Origin of the sequence: Varibaculum cambriense DSM 15806, assembly GCF_000420065.1 — a bacterium.
Classification (GTDB): domain Bacteria; phylum Actinomycetota; class Actinomycetes; order Actinomycetales; family Actinomycetaceae; genus Varibaculum; species Varibaculum cambriense.
In genome coordinates this window covers 201501-217090 of the sequence record NZ_ATUF01000004.1, presented here as the reverse complement: position 1 = coordinate 217090, position 15590 = coordinate 201501, and the positions used below count along the sequence as shown (strand labels likewise).

Annotated in this window: 11 protein-coding genes; 8 read left to right on the top strand and 3 right to left on the bottom strand. The window is 52.1% G+C overall.

Translation table 11 applies throughout. The features are described from left to right. The 3 genes from F605_RS0107500 to F605_RS0107490 form a co-directional block, all read left to right on the top strand. Nucleotides 1-993, top strand: a 993-nt coding sequence (locus F605_RS0107500) for a type I restriction-modification system subunit M (RefSeq protein ID WP_022865270.1), incomplete at its 5' end; no start/stop codon positions are given. Further along, nucleotides 990-2162: a restriction endonuclease subunit S gene (locus tag F605_RS11325; protein ID WP_022865269.1), complete on the top strand. Its 1173-nt coding sequence runs from the start codon at nt 990-992 to the stop codon at nt 2160-2162. The genes F605_RS0107500 and F605_RS11325, both read left to right, overlap by 4 nt. A 432-nt stretch (nt 2163-2594) precedes the next feature. After that, entirely contained in the window at nt 2595-5600 is a 3006-nt protein-coding gene (locus tag F605_RS0107490) for a type I restriction endonuclease subunit R (protein WP_022865268.1), read from the top strand. A gap of 254 nt (nt 5601-5854) precedes the next feature. Here the strand turns inward: F605_RS0107490 and F605_RS0107485 are convergent, their stop codons facing one another. After that, nucleotides 5855-7348 (bottom strand): hypothetical protein, encoded by a 1494-nt coding sequence (locus tag F605_RS0107485; RefSeq protein WP_022865267.1) that lies wholly within the window; start codon nt 7346-7348, stop codon nt 5855-5857. A gap of 237 nt (nt 7349-7585) precedes the next feature. Here F605_RS0107485 and F605_RS0107475 point away from each other — a divergent pair, with 237 nt between their 5' ends. Continuing rightward, a complete protein-coding gene (locus tag F605_RS0107475; RefSeq protein WP_022865265.1) occupies nt 7586-8416 on the top strand; it encodes a hypothetical protein in 831 nt (276 codons plus the stop codon). Nucleotides 8417-8428: 12 nt separating this feature from the next. After that, nucleotides 8429-8959 carry an ADP-ribosylglycohydrolase family protein gene (locus tag F605_RS11320; protein WP_081639170.1) on the top strand — a complete coding sequence of 177 codons (531 nt, stop codon included), beginning with the start codon at nt 8429-8431 and terminating at the stop codon, nt 8957-8959. A gap of 126 nt (nt 8960-9085) precedes the next feature. Here the strand turns inward: F605_RS11320 and F605_RS0107465 are convergent, their stop codons facing one another. Next, nucleotides 9086-9529 carry a DUF3021 domain-containing protein gene (locus tag F605_RS0107465; protein ID WP_022865263.1) on the bottom strand — a complete coding sequence of 148 codons (444 nt, stop codon included), beginning with the start codon at nt 9527-9529 and terminating at the stop codon, nt 9086-9088. Nucleotides 9530-9571: 42 nt separating this feature from the next. Then, a complete protein-coding gene (locus F605_RS11105; protein WP_022865262.1) occupies nt 9572-10045 on the bottom strand; it encodes a LytTR family DNA-binding domain-containing protein in 474 nt (157 codons plus the stop codon). A 251-nt stretch (nt 10046-10296) separates the two neighbouring features. Here F605_RS11105 and F605_RS0107455 point away from each other — a divergent pair, with 251 nt between their 5' ends. The 3 genes from F605_RS0107455 (at nt 10297) to F605_RS0107445 (ending at nt 15528) form a co-directional block, all read left to right on the top strand. Further along, entirely contained in the window at nt 10297-10782 is a 486-nt protein-coding gene (locus tag F605_RS0107455; RefSeq protein ID WP_022865261.1) for a hypothetical protein, read from the top strand. Nucleotides 10783-10882: 100 nt separating this feature from the next. After that, nucleotides 10883-12460: a Y-family DNA polymerase gene (locus tag F605_RS0107450; protein WP_022865260.1), complete on the top strand. Its 1578-nt coding sequence runs from the start codon at nt 10883-10885 to the stop codon at nt 12458-12460. Further along, a complete protein-coding gene (locus tag F605_RS0107445; protein WP_022865259.1) occupies nt 12457-15528 on the top strand; it encodes an error-prone DNA polymerase in 3072 nt (1023 codons plus the stop codon). Before F605_RS0107450 ends, F605_RS0107445 begins: the two co-directional genes overlap by 4 nt. Nucleotides 15529-15590: the final 62 nt, after the last annotated feature.

Below are 15590 nucleotides of genomic sequence, written 5' to 3'. Positions count from 1 at the left end.
GGAAAATCTGGAGGCGAATTCTTCACTCCCCAAGATGTTTCGGAACTGATAGCCCGGCTAACGGTGCTCGGCAAAACTCGGGTGGGCAGGGTTTATGACCCCGCCTGCGGTTCTGGTTCTCTACTGTTGAAGTTTGCGAAAGTATTAGGGCGCGAAAACGTGGAGGAAGGTTTCTTCGGACAAGAAATCAACCTCACCACCTATAACCTGTGCCGGATAAATATGTTTTTGCATGGGGTGAACTTTTCTAAGTTCGATATCGCCCTGGGAGATACGCTCACGGAACCGGCGCATTGGGATGATGAACCTTTCGAGGCGATTGTTTCTAACCCGCCCTATTCCACGAAATGGATAGGGTCGGATTCGCCGACCTTGATGAATGATGAACGTTTTTCGCCTGCCGGGGTATTGGCTCCTAAAGGCAAGGCGGATCTGGCGTTCACGATGCATATTTTGTCTTGGCTGGCCGTTGACGGCACGGCCGCGATTGTCCAGTTCCCCGGGGTGCTTTATCGCGGGGGAGCGGAAAAGAAGATTCGCAAATACCTGGTGGATGGCAACTATGTGGATGCGGTTATCCAGTTGCCGGTGGATTTGTTCTTCGGTACTTCTATCGGCACCTGTGTGCTGGTGTTAAAGAAGTCGAAGAAAGATTCGAACGTGCTGTTCATTGATGCTTCGGAGCTATTTGAACGCTCGGGCACTAAGAACCAGATTACTGAGCCTTTCCGTAACCAGATTCTTGAGGCCTACGAGAAACGAGAGAATCAGGATCATTTCGCGCAGCTGGTTTCAATAGAAGATATTGCCGAGGCCGACTACAACCTTTCGGTATCCAGTTACGTAGAACCCAAGGACACTCGGGAAAAGATTGATATTCACCAGCTCAATAAAGACATTGCCGGCATAGTAGAGCGCCAAGCCAAATTACGGGAAGCCATCGATGCCATCGTCACCGACCTGGAGGGAGCCCCCCGCGAGGTAACGGCATGAGCCAAATAGACGACCTAATCGCGAAATACTGTCCCAACGGGGTGGAGTACAAAGCGGTTTCAGAAGTTGCTGATATTAAGAACGGCAGTGATTACAAGCATCTGAGTGAAGGTTCAATACCTGTTTATGGAAGCGGCGGCATTATGGATGTGTGCGTTTGTGCTGCCGCATATGACAAACCTACTGTTTTACTTCCGCGTAAAGGTTCAATCAGTAACGTTTTTTATGTTGATAAACCGTTTTGGAATATTGACACAGTTTTTTACACCGTGATTGACACAAGCAAGATGACTCCGCGCTATTTTTATCACGTCATGCTTAATGCGCATATAGAGAGATACAGTACCGGGAGCGCTGCAAGGCCTTCACTTACGCAAACCGCGCTCAAAAAGATCAAGATTCCGGTGCCACCACTGGAAGTACAAGATGAAATAGTACGGATTCTAGATTCTTTCACCCAGCTAGAAGCGGAGCTAGAAGCGGAGCTAGAAGCGGAGCTAGAAGCTCGTCGCAAGCAGTACGAGTACTACCGCGCCTCGCTGTTTGACAGTGTGAGACTTTGCGCAGCTTCTACCGAACTTACTCTGGGAGAACTGGGAACCTGGAGTGGGGGTGGCACTCCCAGTAAATCTGTAAGTTCTTATTGGACTGAGGGCTATTTGTGGGTCTCTCCCAAAGATATGAAGCAGACGGTTATCTTCCAGACAGAGGATCAAGTCTCAGAAGAAGCAGTTAAGTCTAGAGGGTTACGGGTATACCCCTCTGAGAGTATCCTGTTAGTTGCGCGTTCGGGAATCTTGAAACATTCGCTTCCGGTAGGAATATTAGAAAAGCAAGCTACGGTTAATCAGGATATTAAAGCCCTCCGAGTTAACAGTAACGTGATGCCAAAGTATAGCCTTTATGCTTTGCAAGACTACTCCCAGGACATTCTGCGTAAGTGCCATAAAGCTGGCGGATCAGTGGATTCTTTAGATATGAAAAAGCTCCTGGCTTTTCAAATTCCTGTGCCGCCTTTGGCGGAGCAGGAACGCATTGTGGCGATTTTGGACAAGTTCGATGCTTTGGTAAATGATCTTTCTTCTGGTTTACCGGCGGAGATTGCGGCTCGGCGTAAACAGTACGAGTATTACCGCGACCGACTCCTAACTTTCACTCCCGCAAAGTAACTGCAAGATTTACACGCAACGCGCGGGGGAGAGATTTTATCCGAGTGGGCGCGGTGGGCATAAGAATTCGGAAAACGACGCTACGTTTTCCGAATTCTTGGGCGGGAGGAAAAATCTCTCTCCCGGGCAAGGCCGAGAGAAGAACTTTAGCCCGTGCGTAACTGCGTGATTCGGGTCGCGGCCGGTAAAAGATACGAGAGGGGATTGACCTGCGCAGCAGGTCATGGGGGCCCCGGAGTGCTTTTACCGAGCCAGACTCGTAACAGGTAGCCCGATAGTAAGGCTTGGCAGGGAGTAACAACTATTACCTCGCGCGGAGCTACTAGAAACCTTGGGCTACCAAAAAACCTTCGGCTAGGTAACCCAAATTTAAAGCACTAGCGCCACTAAGATAGAAACAGTTACCAACTCCAGTTGTTTCCAGGAGGCTTCATGAACACCTATCTACCGATTGCCACCAGTGAAGATGCTACGGTAGTCGCCACCTATGAGCCGGAAGAACGTAAAGAAAAGGCCTATCAAAGCGAAGCCGCCCTCGAGAAAGCGTTAATCGAACAACTCCAGCGGCAAGAATACGAGTATTTACCGATAAAAGATGGCTTCGCCCTCGAAAATAATTTGCGGCGCAGCCTGGAAGCCTTAAATGAGGTTTCTTTTAGTGACCACGAGTGGGAGCGTTTCTTTAAAACGGAATTGGCGAATCCTTCCCGAAGAATTGTAGAAAAAACCGCGATTATCCAGGCTAGCCCCGCGGCCCTGGTTTTAGAGCGGGATGATGGCACCCAAAAGAATATTCACCTGCTGGATAAGGTTAATATTCACCGCAACCGCCTGCAGGTGATTAACCAATACGAAACCGAGGGTACCCACCATAACCGTTATGACGTGACTATTTTGGTAAACGGGTTTCCGCTGGTGCATATCGAGCTAAAACGGCGGGGAGTGCAGCTGCGGGAAGCTTTTAACCAGATTAACCGCTATCAGCGGGACAGTTTTTGGGCGGGCAATGGATTATTCGAGTATGTGCAACTGTTTATCATCTCGAATGGTACCTACACGAAATATTATGCGAACACTACCCGAAAGCAGCATGTTGAAGAGCAGTCCAGATCGGGTAAGCGGGGTGGGGCGGCCAGCTTTGAGTTCACTTCCTGGTGGACTGATGCGCGTAACCGTCACATTACCGAGCTAATGGATTTTGCGAAGACTTTCCTTTCGGGACGCACTTTGCTCAATGTGATCACGAAATATTGTGTGTTTACTACTGAGAAGAACCTGATGGTGTTGCGTCCTTACCAGATTGTGGCAGCGGAGCGGATTATTAACCGGGTGCAGATCGCAACCAACTATAAGAAGCTAGGTACAATTGAGGCTGGCGGCTATATTTGGCACACTACTGGCAGCGGCAAAACTCTCACCAGTTTTAAAACCGCGCAGCTGGTTACCCAGGTGGAAGGGGTAGATAAGGTTCTGTTCGTAGTTGACCGTAAAGACCTGGATCATCAAACAAAGAAAGAATATGAGGCTTTCCAAAAAGGGGCGGTTAACTCTAATCGGTCTACCCGCCAGCTGGCCGCGCAACTAGCGAATGATAAAGCCAAAATCGTGATTACCACCATCCAAAAGCTTTCTAATTTTGTGCGTGCCAATGCCCAACACAAAATCTATGACAGCCATATCGTCATTATTTTCGATGAATGCCACCGCAGCCAGTTTGGCGATATGCATCAGGCGATAAAACGAGCCTTCCGTAACTATCACCTGTTTGGTTTTACCGGTACGCCCCTGTTTAACGAAAATAAGGCTACGGGTTCTTCCCTGGCGATCCGCACCACTGCCCAGGTTTTTGGTGACCGACTGCATTCTTACACCATTACCGACGCGATCAGTGACCAAAACGTGTTGCCGTTTCGTATTGACTATGTGAACACCCTTAAACCTCGGGAGGGGATTAAAGAAGAGGAAGTGCTCGCAATTGCCACCGAGGAGGCTTTGCTGGATCCGCGGAGGATCCGGGAAGTGGTCTCCTATGTGCTGGCGCATTTTGACCAAAAAACTAAACGTAACTCTTACTATTCTTTGAAAGGTAAGCGGGTACGGGGTTTCAACTCTATTTTTGCCGCCGCCTCGGTTAAAGCCACTAAATCCTACTACCTAGAGTTTGCGCGTCAGCAAAGCGAGCTTGCTCCCGATAAGCGCCTGAAGATTGCCACTATTTTCACCTATGCCCCGAACTCAGATGAATATAGCGACGGGCTGCTGCCGGAAGAAGATTTCGATACCGGGGCTTTAGAAATCCCTGACCGCGAATTCCTAGAGGGCGCGATTAGAGACTATAACCAAATGTTTGGGAGCAGTTTCGATACCTCGGCAGATAGTTTCGGTGCCTACTACGAGGACGTATCCGAGAAGATGCGTAACCGCGATCTGGATATGCTGCTGGTGGTCAACATGTTCCTGACCGGTTTTGATGCAAAAACCCTCAACACTTTGTGGGTGGATAAGCATATGCATCACCACGGTCTGCTGCAGGCGTATTCGCGTACTAACCGCATTTTGAACTCGGTGAAAACCTACGGAAATATTGTTTCCTTTAGGAACTTGGAGCAAGAAACTTCCGAGGCCATCGCCCTCTTTGGTAATAAAGAGGCCGAGGGGATCACGGTACTTAAGCCCTTTAAGGTGTATTTTGATGTCTATTTAGAAAAACTAGACCAGTTGTCGCGCTGGGTGCCGGGCGAAATGATTATCGGAGAGGCCGAGCAGGACCTGTTTATACAAACCTTCGGGGAACTGTTGCGACTGCGAAATATCCTCTCTGCGTTTGACGAATTTGAGGAAAAAGATCCGCTCAGCCCGCGTGACCTGCAAGACTATCAGTCAGAATATATTGAGCTTTACCGGCAGCGGCGCGCCGAATCTGAGGGTGAACGTAAACGGATCAACGATGATTTGACCTTTGAAATCGAGTTGATAAAACAGGTCGAAGTAAATGTTGACTACATTTTGATGCTGGTACAAAAATACCGTGACCAATATGAAGAGCAGAGTCGCCAGGAAGTGCGGGAAGATATTCGCCGTACGGTTAAATCCAGTCCTACCCTCCAGAATAAGCTGGATCTGATTGAGCGGTTCGTGGATTCAGTTTCTGCAACTAGCGGCGAGATAAATGAAGAGTGGAAAGCCTTCCTAACTGAACAAAAAGCTCTAGAGCTGGCCGGAATCGTAAAGGAAGAAAACCTGAAACAACCCGAAACCGAACGGTTCATCAACGCCATGTTTAGGCGGGGGCATCTGGAAACTTCCGGATCAGATATTGACCAGATTTTGCCGCGAGGATCGTTGTTTGCTACCGGTGCGGATAGCCGGATTGAACGCAAGAAGCGGGTTATAGAAAAGCTGAAAATCTTCTTTGATCGTTTCCACACCCTCGGATAGTTTCGACCAGATTCTATGCAGAGAAGCGTTGAGCGGCTTGCAATAAATAAAGCGCATCCTCCGGGCAGCGGTAATTGGGATGCGCGCCCGCCTCGCTAGGCGTTAGTAGCTAACGTCCAGCCCGCAAGAGGTATCTGAGCTTATAACCCGGTTGCTGCGATGCTCGTTAATCTTCGGATGAGGAGCATAAGGTCGTATAAAAAGATTTCGCCTCCCGGCATTAACCGGGAGGCGAAATATAGGTTGCTAGTTGGTTACTGGAACCTACGGGCGGTTAGCACACCGCCTGCAAGGAGCAGTAGAGCGGAGATGCCGATTAGGGCAGTGACCTCAGCGCCAGTTGAAGCCAACTTCTTCATAGGCTGAGCCGGCTTGCATGCTGGGGACAATGCAGTATTGTGGCTGTCCCAGGTCCACTTAGTTTGGGCGTTTTCAGCTAGGGCGTAACCGTCCAGCGCGGAGGCCTTAACTTCTACCTTCGAGTTGTACGGGTAGATGTACTTGCCATCCTTGTTAGCCTTCAGCTTAACGCCATTAGAAGTAACGGTGTAGGCAACACCCTCGGTCTGCTTGATTGTCACGTAAGGTTCGACGGTGCAAGAAGCAGGATCATCCGCGGAAGGATTGATCAGCTTCGGAGCAACCGGAGTTGCTAGTTTGCACTGCTTAGGAGCAACATTGAACTCCCACGCGGTTTTGCCCTCAACCACGAACTTGTCCTTGAAATCCTGCTTCAATAGGGCTGCTACCGAAACTTTGGTTCCCTCGGTAACAGTTTCGTAGTCAAAGTACTTGGACTCGGGAAGCTGAACTGTACCCTCAACGCCGCACTTATTAGCCTCTACTAGAGTGGGTGCCTCGGGGGTAATCTTCCGGATAACAGAACTTAGGTTAACTATCCAACCATCGGATTCGTTTCCCTCAACGCTTTCAATACGGAAGAGCTTAGCTTGTTCCGGATCGTCAATGGAAGCAGTCAGTGTGTACTTCTTATAACGACCTACGTAACCAGAGAAGAGATTCAAGTCGTTGCCGATGGAGGCCCGAGTGATGCGAGTATCTTCGCGCTTCGCTCTATCTACTTCAGCGGAAGGTCTATGGCTGGCTCCATCAGCGAAAACATAGCTGTTTACCGCAGGTTTGCTGTCCTTATTTTCAAGAGTGGTGGTCTTACCTTCCTTAGTCAGCTTTAGACCAATGCTCACTTTCGGAGCCTTTCCCTCAGGGATTACCCCAAGGTAGGTTTCTCCATCCCACTCGCCTTCGGTCAACTTAAACTTGAAATCGGTGTTGGCCTGCTGATCCATGGCGAGCTGTTTAACACCATCGCTATAACCAGTTGAAAAAGAGAACTTACTAGGTCCCCACTTCCCGTCGCGATACTGGTAGCAGTCCTCAATGCCGATCTTGTCAACACCCTGGTACTCGGGCTTGTCGAGTTTTATTTTAAGGGGAATTATTTCATCTTTGCCAACAGTGAGTTGGAGCATTGGCCACTCGTAACCAAGCCGGGAACCCGTTTTCTTACCATTTTTAAATTCGTAGACCTCGCAATAAAGGAGCATGTCTACTTTGGAGCCTTTAAGCGCCGGGGCGTACCGATCGACTTTGTCGCTCCAAGTAACCTTGAAGCTCTTAACGTTACTCCCGTCATCTACGCTATTTGCTGCGGTAGCGGTAACAGCGCTCCCCAGTGTCAGAGCCGCCACGCCTGCAAAAGCAACCGTGGTTCGCAACCAATTCTTCATTATTCCTCCCTCAATATGGTGAGATGTTCTTAACGAGTGTATCAAGGAAATTCCCCTACCGGTACCCCTGTTACTGCTAGTCGGGTTGAACGCAAAAAGCGGGTTATAGAAAAGCTGAAAACCTTCTTCGATCGCTTCCACACCCTCGGATAAATCTTTACCTGTAAAGACGGCAAAACTTAGCTATTCCGGAAACTCCCCGCCGCTTTGGGTGGGGCGGGTTTTAGGATTTTGAGTATGTATCATCCATCTTGGGGGCGAAAACTTTGGAAAGATTTGGGGTATAGAACCGGGTTTCGCCCAACCAGGATCCAGATTGCAGACCTCAGGGAGATTAAACGGTGGGCGCTAACCCGGATTCCTCCGGAAAAACAAGACCGCTACTGTATCGATATTGAAGTTTTGAATCAGCACGTGGCGATAACGGAGTATCGTCCCCGTTTTTCGCAGCGAAAGATAAAGCTGCAGGGATCGCAAACTCTAGTTGATGTTTGGGTAGCCGAAAAAGCAAAAAATGGCGCTAGCCAGGTCGAAATTATTGAGCGCTCAGATTGCAACCTTCACTACCATCCCGATCTGGACAAATGGAGTCTTTGCTGTCGGTCTCCGGATAGTAGAACCTGCACGCCCTATTTTTGGGGACCTTACGATCCCGGGTCACTGGCCAAAGCGTTAAAGACAATCGAGGTTGACAAAGCCAGAGATTGGTACGACAGTCTAGGCCATCCCGATTGGACGACGACCCCTCCGCCCACCCTAGAGCAGACGCGGGCGATACTGCTCGGGGCAGCAGTAGGGGAGGCCTACGGGGCGTCAGCAGCAGGTATTCCTACCGCTTCTTGGGGTGTAGATACTGCCAGGGCGGTAGCCATGATGGAGTGTTTTATCCGAAATAGCAGCGACTATTGCGAGTTATATCGCCCAAGAGACGTGGCAAAAAAGTTATTAGCCGCCTCAGAGGGTTTCCAGAGCGGACAGCCGGATCTGAAATCAGCAGACATTCGAGTACGTGACAACGAGGCGCTGCGGCGAACTTTTCCTCTATTGCTCCATATACTGAGTCTGTGACTTGACCGGCGCATAATCTGCGATTGGGGCTGCGAATTAGTCTGCGAGGCTGCGGCATTAACTCACGCCAATGATGTCTCCCAGTTATCTTGCCTCTACTTTTGTGAATTCTTCCGGTTTATTCTTGCTGGTGAAAGTATTGAGCAGGCCTATCGAAAAACTTCGCAAATCCTTTTCCATTATTACCGGCTTGATGACTCGCAGTGGCAAAAAGCCATTTCGATGCATAAACGAATTTTGAGCCCCAACTTCTTAGCGCTAACGCCAGCAGACTTGCATCCCTCTAGCAAGGTGGTGGACACCCTAGAAATCGTCCTCTATTCACTGTTGCACACCACTTCTTTTAGCGAAGCCATCGAAACCGCTGTCAGTTTCGGAGGGGACAGCGCCGCCTACGGCGTTCTAACCGGGACAGTTGCGGGTGTAGCCTACGGAGAAAAGGCGATCCCTGCTGAATGGTTAGCCAAGCTGAAACACCGCGACTACCTAGAAAAAGTAGCCGAACGCTTCCAACAAGTAGATCGCCGCTTCTATCCGTTGTAGACCGATAAGTGCGCTGCCGGTGTCCCCGCCTAGCCCCGCACGGTCTAGTAACACCTGAAACCATATTCTCTGCTTTGAATTTTCCCGTTTACCCATTTGGGTAAACGGGAATCCTGGAGAGAGACTTTATTGCAGTTTTTGGTTCATCTTTTTGACTTCGGCGCGAGCCATTAGCCAATTAAACAGCCAAATCAGCAGATAGATAAGCGCTATTGTGATGATTACTCCGATCATATCGAAGCTAGAGCCCCACCATTTAAGGTAGCTGCCAGCAGCAATCCCGCAGATAAGTATGATCCCGAAATGTATGGCGGTATTGAGGATAAGCGGTCGGGTTTCGTTACGGTAAAGCAACCCCGCGAAGCTACCAATGATGCCGTAGGCTGCATAAATAAGCCGCTCAATTAGTACTGCCACGTTTTCGTTACCAAAAGTATTTAAGAATTCTGGAGCTCCAGGGTAATAGCTAGAGGAGGAAAGAGAAGAGAAAATAAGTTCAATACTGGTGCCGATAATGATCCCAATGCAAGCCCCTACCAGGGTGAGACCAACTATTTTTTTAGTTTTCATGGGTTTTATCCTTTCGTATGAGTTAGAGGTTTTCTGCGGGGGTTAAATCCCGAGTTTGGATTTGAAAGCTGGAAGTTGCCGGCGGGATACGTAATAGCGAGAGCCATCTTTTAGCTGCACACTAATCGTTCCCGAGAAAGAAAGATCAAGTTTCTTGATCGCGGCAATATTGACAATCTCCGATTGCGAAATACGTACGAAATCGCCTGCAGGTAGAGATTCTTCGAGTTCATACATTCGGGCTTTAATTCGCCAATCACCCTTACTGGTGTGGGCATACACCGCCTTCTTTTTAGTAAAAAACGCGAGTATCGCGCGCACTTCCAACACTGTGGCGTCATTCCCACTTGTTCCGATGAGGCGGTGAAGCGGGCGCTCGACTGCGGGGGAGGAGGAACTATCTAGGCTACCGGAAGCAAGCCTTTGAATCGCTTGCACCTCAGCGTCGACCTCCCGCGCCGTTACCGTCACGATAGTTTCGGTTACGGTGGGATCAATCGTGAGCGTGAATTTCATTCCGTTCCAACTCCTTTCTTCTCGCACTTACCGGCGATAATCCGCAAAACGCGAGTGCTTGCGTATCTGGTACTTACAGTTAAAAGCCTCATTGTCGGTAGTACAAGTAATCTGAACTAAGCGGCATAAAACCCGTGCCAAGCGGGAGGGTATCGAGCCTCCCGCACGCCCTCAAAGGCGGGTTTTCCGTGCTAAAAGCACTCCCGGAAAAAGGGGTGACAAATCGGGGGAGGCTCCCTATAATCGAACGTATGTTCGATAAGTTGGCTCAGTTGCAGCGCCTGGAAAAGGCGCGCCAGGTTTTGGGGATGCAGTCTCGCACCCCAAAGCCGCTGGCCAGCGCTTATCAAAAGGTAGCGGGCGGAGCGCAGCTGCTAGAGATGGCCGCCGAAAAAATGGGGGAGAGCGGCTGGGCAGTATTCCTAGATTTTCCCGATCTAGGCTGGCAGCGCGCCTGGCAAATCGGCTTGGACTTAAGGCGGGTAATCACTATTCCCTATACCGGCGGCAGCGCCCTGGCCTGCGCCCAACTTTTCGTCCCCTGCGCGGCAGTGCTGGCTATCGGGATGGTAGATTACGGCCCGCAGCAACAACGGATCTTAACCGCGAAAGCACGCCGCTCCGGCTGCGTAATTCTGTCCGCACCTGCCTGGGCGGGAGCTATCTCCCTAGCAGCTAACGCCCTGCCTGCGACAAGTTCCCTTGGGGTAGCAACCGCCATAAAGGTGAGTGCCTGATGGATGCTCTATGCTCTGCGACCCCGCTACCGGAGTTATTAAGTTTGCGCCTGGTGTTTCGCGTTCTCCTACCTACCCCGATTAAGGCGAGGAGGGCGCGATGAACGATAGATTACTAGCCCTCTATATCCCCGCGTGGCCAGCCCAAGCCGCGAAGCTCCCTCTAGATGAAGCAGTCGCGCTGTGCAGCGGCGGGCGGGTGCAAGCGGTTACTGCTCCCGCGCGCGCCGCCGGAATCAGGCCGCAGATGCGACTAAAGCAAGCGCGCGTCCTCTGTCCCTCCCTCAAAGAAAAACCCTACTCACTGGCAGCTGCGGAACTAGCGTTTCATCCGGTTATCGAGGCCGCAGCCCAGCATCTCTATACCCCTAAATGCTGGTTCCCGGGGCTGGTGACCGCCGCTTTAAGTCGCAGTCAGCGCCGCGCAGAATCTACACTCGCCGAAAAGCTAACCGAAGAATTAGCGCAGGTAGGATACGCGGTGCATATTGGGGTCGCTAGCGGCACTTTAGCGGCGAGCCTAGCTGCCCGCGAGCAGCTGCTGATTGCCGACCCTGGGGTGATGCCTTTTCTGGGCGCAGAGCCCCTAAGTAGCCTGGGATTTTTCTTACGTCCGGGGATAAAAATAAGCGGATTTGATTTCTCCGACCAGTACCTAACAAAAATGACAGACAGTCTAACTCACTTGGGAATCACCAGCTTGGGGCAAATGTGCGCCCTGGGACGTCCGGCGTTGATCCGGCGTTTCGGCATTTTGGGGGCGCTTAGTTACGACTTAGCGAGCGGGGAAAACCTAGAGGACGCTGCCCGGGTGAAAACCGCGCCCGCCTCACCCGGTCTCTACCAATTCTTCACCCCGCCCGCCAGCTCCCTTACCCAACTATTGCTGCCCGCCCGGGCATTAGTGGTGGAAATGTATGCCCGCCTGCGTGTAAACGGGCAGGTGTGCACCCAGGTGCAGTTTATTTGTCGCTGTGAAAACGGAAAAGTGCTTAGTCGCAGCTGGAATCTGGGGGTAGAGGTCAGCAGTAAAGACCTAGTAGAAAGGATAAAACACCAGTTAGAGACGGTTACAGTTGGAGGTAGCGGCAACGAAGCCCTGGGAGCGGTCTCCCAGATAGAGCTGCATCCCTTGCAGGCGGTAGATGCCCGCCAGGCAATGACCCCGCTTTGGGGACGAAACGCCGATCCTCCCCAGGAACTAGATCAGGCAGCCCGCAGTGCCAGCTCTTTATTAGGTAAACGCGGGGTACGCGTACCTCATTTAACCAGCGGATATGATCCGCGTTCGGTGATTGAACTGAAACCTTGGCAAGAACGGGGCAGTCAAAAGCGATCGCCGCGCCCTAGAGTGGGGGCGCTTACCGGGGTGGCACCGGAAATAGTGTTCATGCACCCCAAACCGGCCAGAATTATCGATAGTCGCGGCCGTAAAATCCTGCCCGGACGAGACGGACAGTTAAACGCCCCGGTCAAATGGGTGCAGTTAGCCGGACGGAAAATCAAGGTACAGAAAACCGAAGGCCCCTGGCCGATAAACGGACAGTGGTGGCGTTCCGGGGCGCCCAATCACTTAGGGCCGCGAATTTTCCTGCGAGTCTACGGCGAGCAAGAAACCTTACTACTGGTGTACCGCAAATCCTCCTGGTGGCTAGATGCCTGGGAGGGGCAAAAATGAGCGGCTATATCGAGTTACACGCCCATTCGGCATATTCCTTCGCAGTGGGGGCGTGTTCGCCGCGCGAAATGGTACGCGGGGCGAAAAAGCTGGGGCTATCCGGATTAGCGTTACTCGATTATGACGGAGTTTACGGGTTGATGGAGGCGCGCGCCGCCGCCCGGGAAGCCGGTCTCGCTTTTCTGCCGGGGTGCGAATTTACTTTAGAGGACGAAACCCATCTGCCGGTTATCTGCCGATCTGACCAGGGCTATTCTGCTTTAACTGGGGCAATCAGCGCCCATCATCTAGCTGCTGGTAGGCGGGAGCCAGACCGGCAAAACCTAGACACACTGGCCTCCTGGGCAAACGGGCAGTGGCTAGTATTAACCGGCACCCGCGCCGGACCGTTGCGGCGCGTACTTTACCGCTCCGGAATCGCGGCAGCTGCGCGCTTCCTCGAGCAACTAAAAGAGGCGTTTGGGGCAGAAAACGTTGTGGTAGAGGCCGCCATAGCTGGTTTCGATGGGGAAGAGCGTCTAGCGGCGCAACTAGATCACTTGGCGCGCAAAACCAAGCTACCCTTAGTAGCCACCAGCGCTGCCCGCTGCGCAGACCCCGCCAGTCAGCGCCTGGCAGACGTAATGACTGCCACCCGCCACCGCCTGCCCCTAGATAAAGTCCAAGACCACCTCCCCGCCTCCCACGCCATGTTGCGGTCTCCAGAACAACTGCGCCGTATCTACCAGCAGATTCCCCACGCCCTCGAAAATGCTGCCGCAATCGGAAAAGATCTGATTTTTGATTTTTCTACCCCCGAGCCGCATCTGCCTTTAGCCCGGGTGCCGCCCGGCTATAGCGCCGATTCCTACCTAGAGCAGCTTTCCTGGCAGGGGGCGCGCAGTCGCTATGGGGATCCGGTGCCGGAAAAAGCCGCAGAGACAATTCGCCAAGAATTGAAAGTGATTTTCCAAAAAGGATTCTCCGGGTACTTCCTAATCGTGAAAGAAATAGTTGACTACTGTTTTTCCTCCGGTATCTATGTGCAAGGACGCGGCTCCGCCGCCAATTCAGCGGTCTGTTACTGCCTGGGAATCACCGCGGTAGATGCAGTGCGCCACCAGATGCTATTCGACCGTTTCCTAACCCCCGACCGTAAAGATCTGCCCGATATCGACCTAGATATCGAATCTAATCAACGCGAAAAAGTGCTGCAGCATGTCTATAACAAATATGGCCGGGAAAACGCTGCTCAAGTGGCTAATGTGATTAGCTATCGTCCGCGAGCCGCGCTAAAAGACGCCTCCCGCGCCCTCGGCTATGACGCCAAGACCGCCGCGAAATGGGCGCGTCTAGACCGAAATGCTTTACCGGAAAACGTGCGAAATATAGCTAGGCAGTTACAAAAACTTCCGCGTCACCTGGGGATCCACTGTGGAGGCATGGTGTTATCCGATAAGCCGCTTACCGAAGTGGCTGCGATTAACTGGGCAAATATGCCGGGGCGAACCGTGGTGCAATGGGATAAAGATAGCTGCGCCGAAGCCGGGTTAGTGAAAATCGATTTACTCTCCCTGGGGATGATGGGTGCGCTGCGTACTGCTTTTGAAACTCTGCAGGCTCATGGCGAAAAATCACCCTCCGGCGAGCCCTGGCGCCTGCATAACCTTCCCCCGGAAGATCCCCGCGTCTACCAGCTTTTACAAGCAGCCGATACCGTCGGAGTTTTCCAGGTAGAGTCCCGTGCTCAAATGTCCACTCTGCCGCGCCTGAAACCAAAATGTTTCTATGACCTGGTAGTCGAAGTGGCTTTGATTCGTCCCGGCCCCATCCAAGGGCAAGCCGTAAACCCTTATCTGGCACGCCGCCTAGGGCGTGAAAAAGTTACCTACCTGCATCCGCTACTAAAACCCGCGCTGGAACGCACCTTGGGGGTGCCACTTTTCCAAGAACAACTAATGCGAATCGCCAAAGACGCCGCCGGGTTTAACGGTTCCCAATCAGATAACCTACGCCGGGCGATGGGACGCAAAAACCCGGGAGAACACCTAGCCGACTTGCGTACCGAGTTTTTTCAAGGCATGGAAAAGAACCAGATTCCGCCGCCGGTACAAGAAAAAATCTGGGAACAAATGTCCGGTTTCGCCGAATTCGGTTTCCCGGAATCCCACGCTTTTTCCTTCGCCTACCTGGTGTATGCCTCCGCCTGGCTAAAAGCCTATTATCCCGCGGTTTTCTACGCTGCGATCCTTGCTAACCAACCGATGGGATTTTATTCCCCGCAATCATTAATCTCTGATGCGCGCCGCCACGGCATAAAGATCATGCGTCCAGACGTGAATACCTCCCAGAAAGATTCCGTTCCCGGGGAGGGACTGACCTCCCTAAACCTGGGGTTAGCGGAGATCCGCGGGATGCGCCCGGTATGGATAGAAAGCATCCTAGCTGCCCGCGCAGCCGGGTCCTTTAAAACCCTGGAGGACTTTACTTCCCGCGTCCGCTTGCCCACTGCGGCGCTAGAACTTCTGGCTGGCTCCGGTGCGCTATCTTCCCTGGGGATCACCCGCCGGGAAGGACTCTGGCGCGCGCCCCTGCTATCTGCCCCGCAAAACCAGTTCTACCAGCCGGAACTACCGGGATTAGCTCTCACCGAAACTACCCCGTCTTTCGCGCCCTTAAGCACCGGGGAGCAGGTAGAGTGGGACAGCTCTGCCCTGGGAATTAGCCTGTGGGGATATCCCACAAAACTGCTGCGACCAGAGCTTACCCGGCGCGGAATCCTCCCGGCAGCGCAGCTACGCCCAGCTTTAGCCGGCAAACGTATCCGGTGCGCGGGGATAGTTACGCACCGCCAACGCCCCCACACTGCTAAAGGGGTAGTGTTCCTATCTTTGGAGGACGAAACCGGGCTAGTCAACGTGATCTGCCAAGTTGGTTGCTGGCAGCGTTACCGCAGCCTCGCCCTCAGTCAAAACGCCCTCATCGTGCGGGGAGTGCTGCAAGCTAAAGACGGAGCCCTAGCGCTACTAGCCGATAAAATCGAGTCGTTAAATCTGCCGGTAGAAAGCAAATCTAGAGATTTTCGTTAGCGGCGGCTGACCAGGTTTAGCTGACCGCTCTTAGCGGGATGTTTTCAAAACTAGCCAGCCGC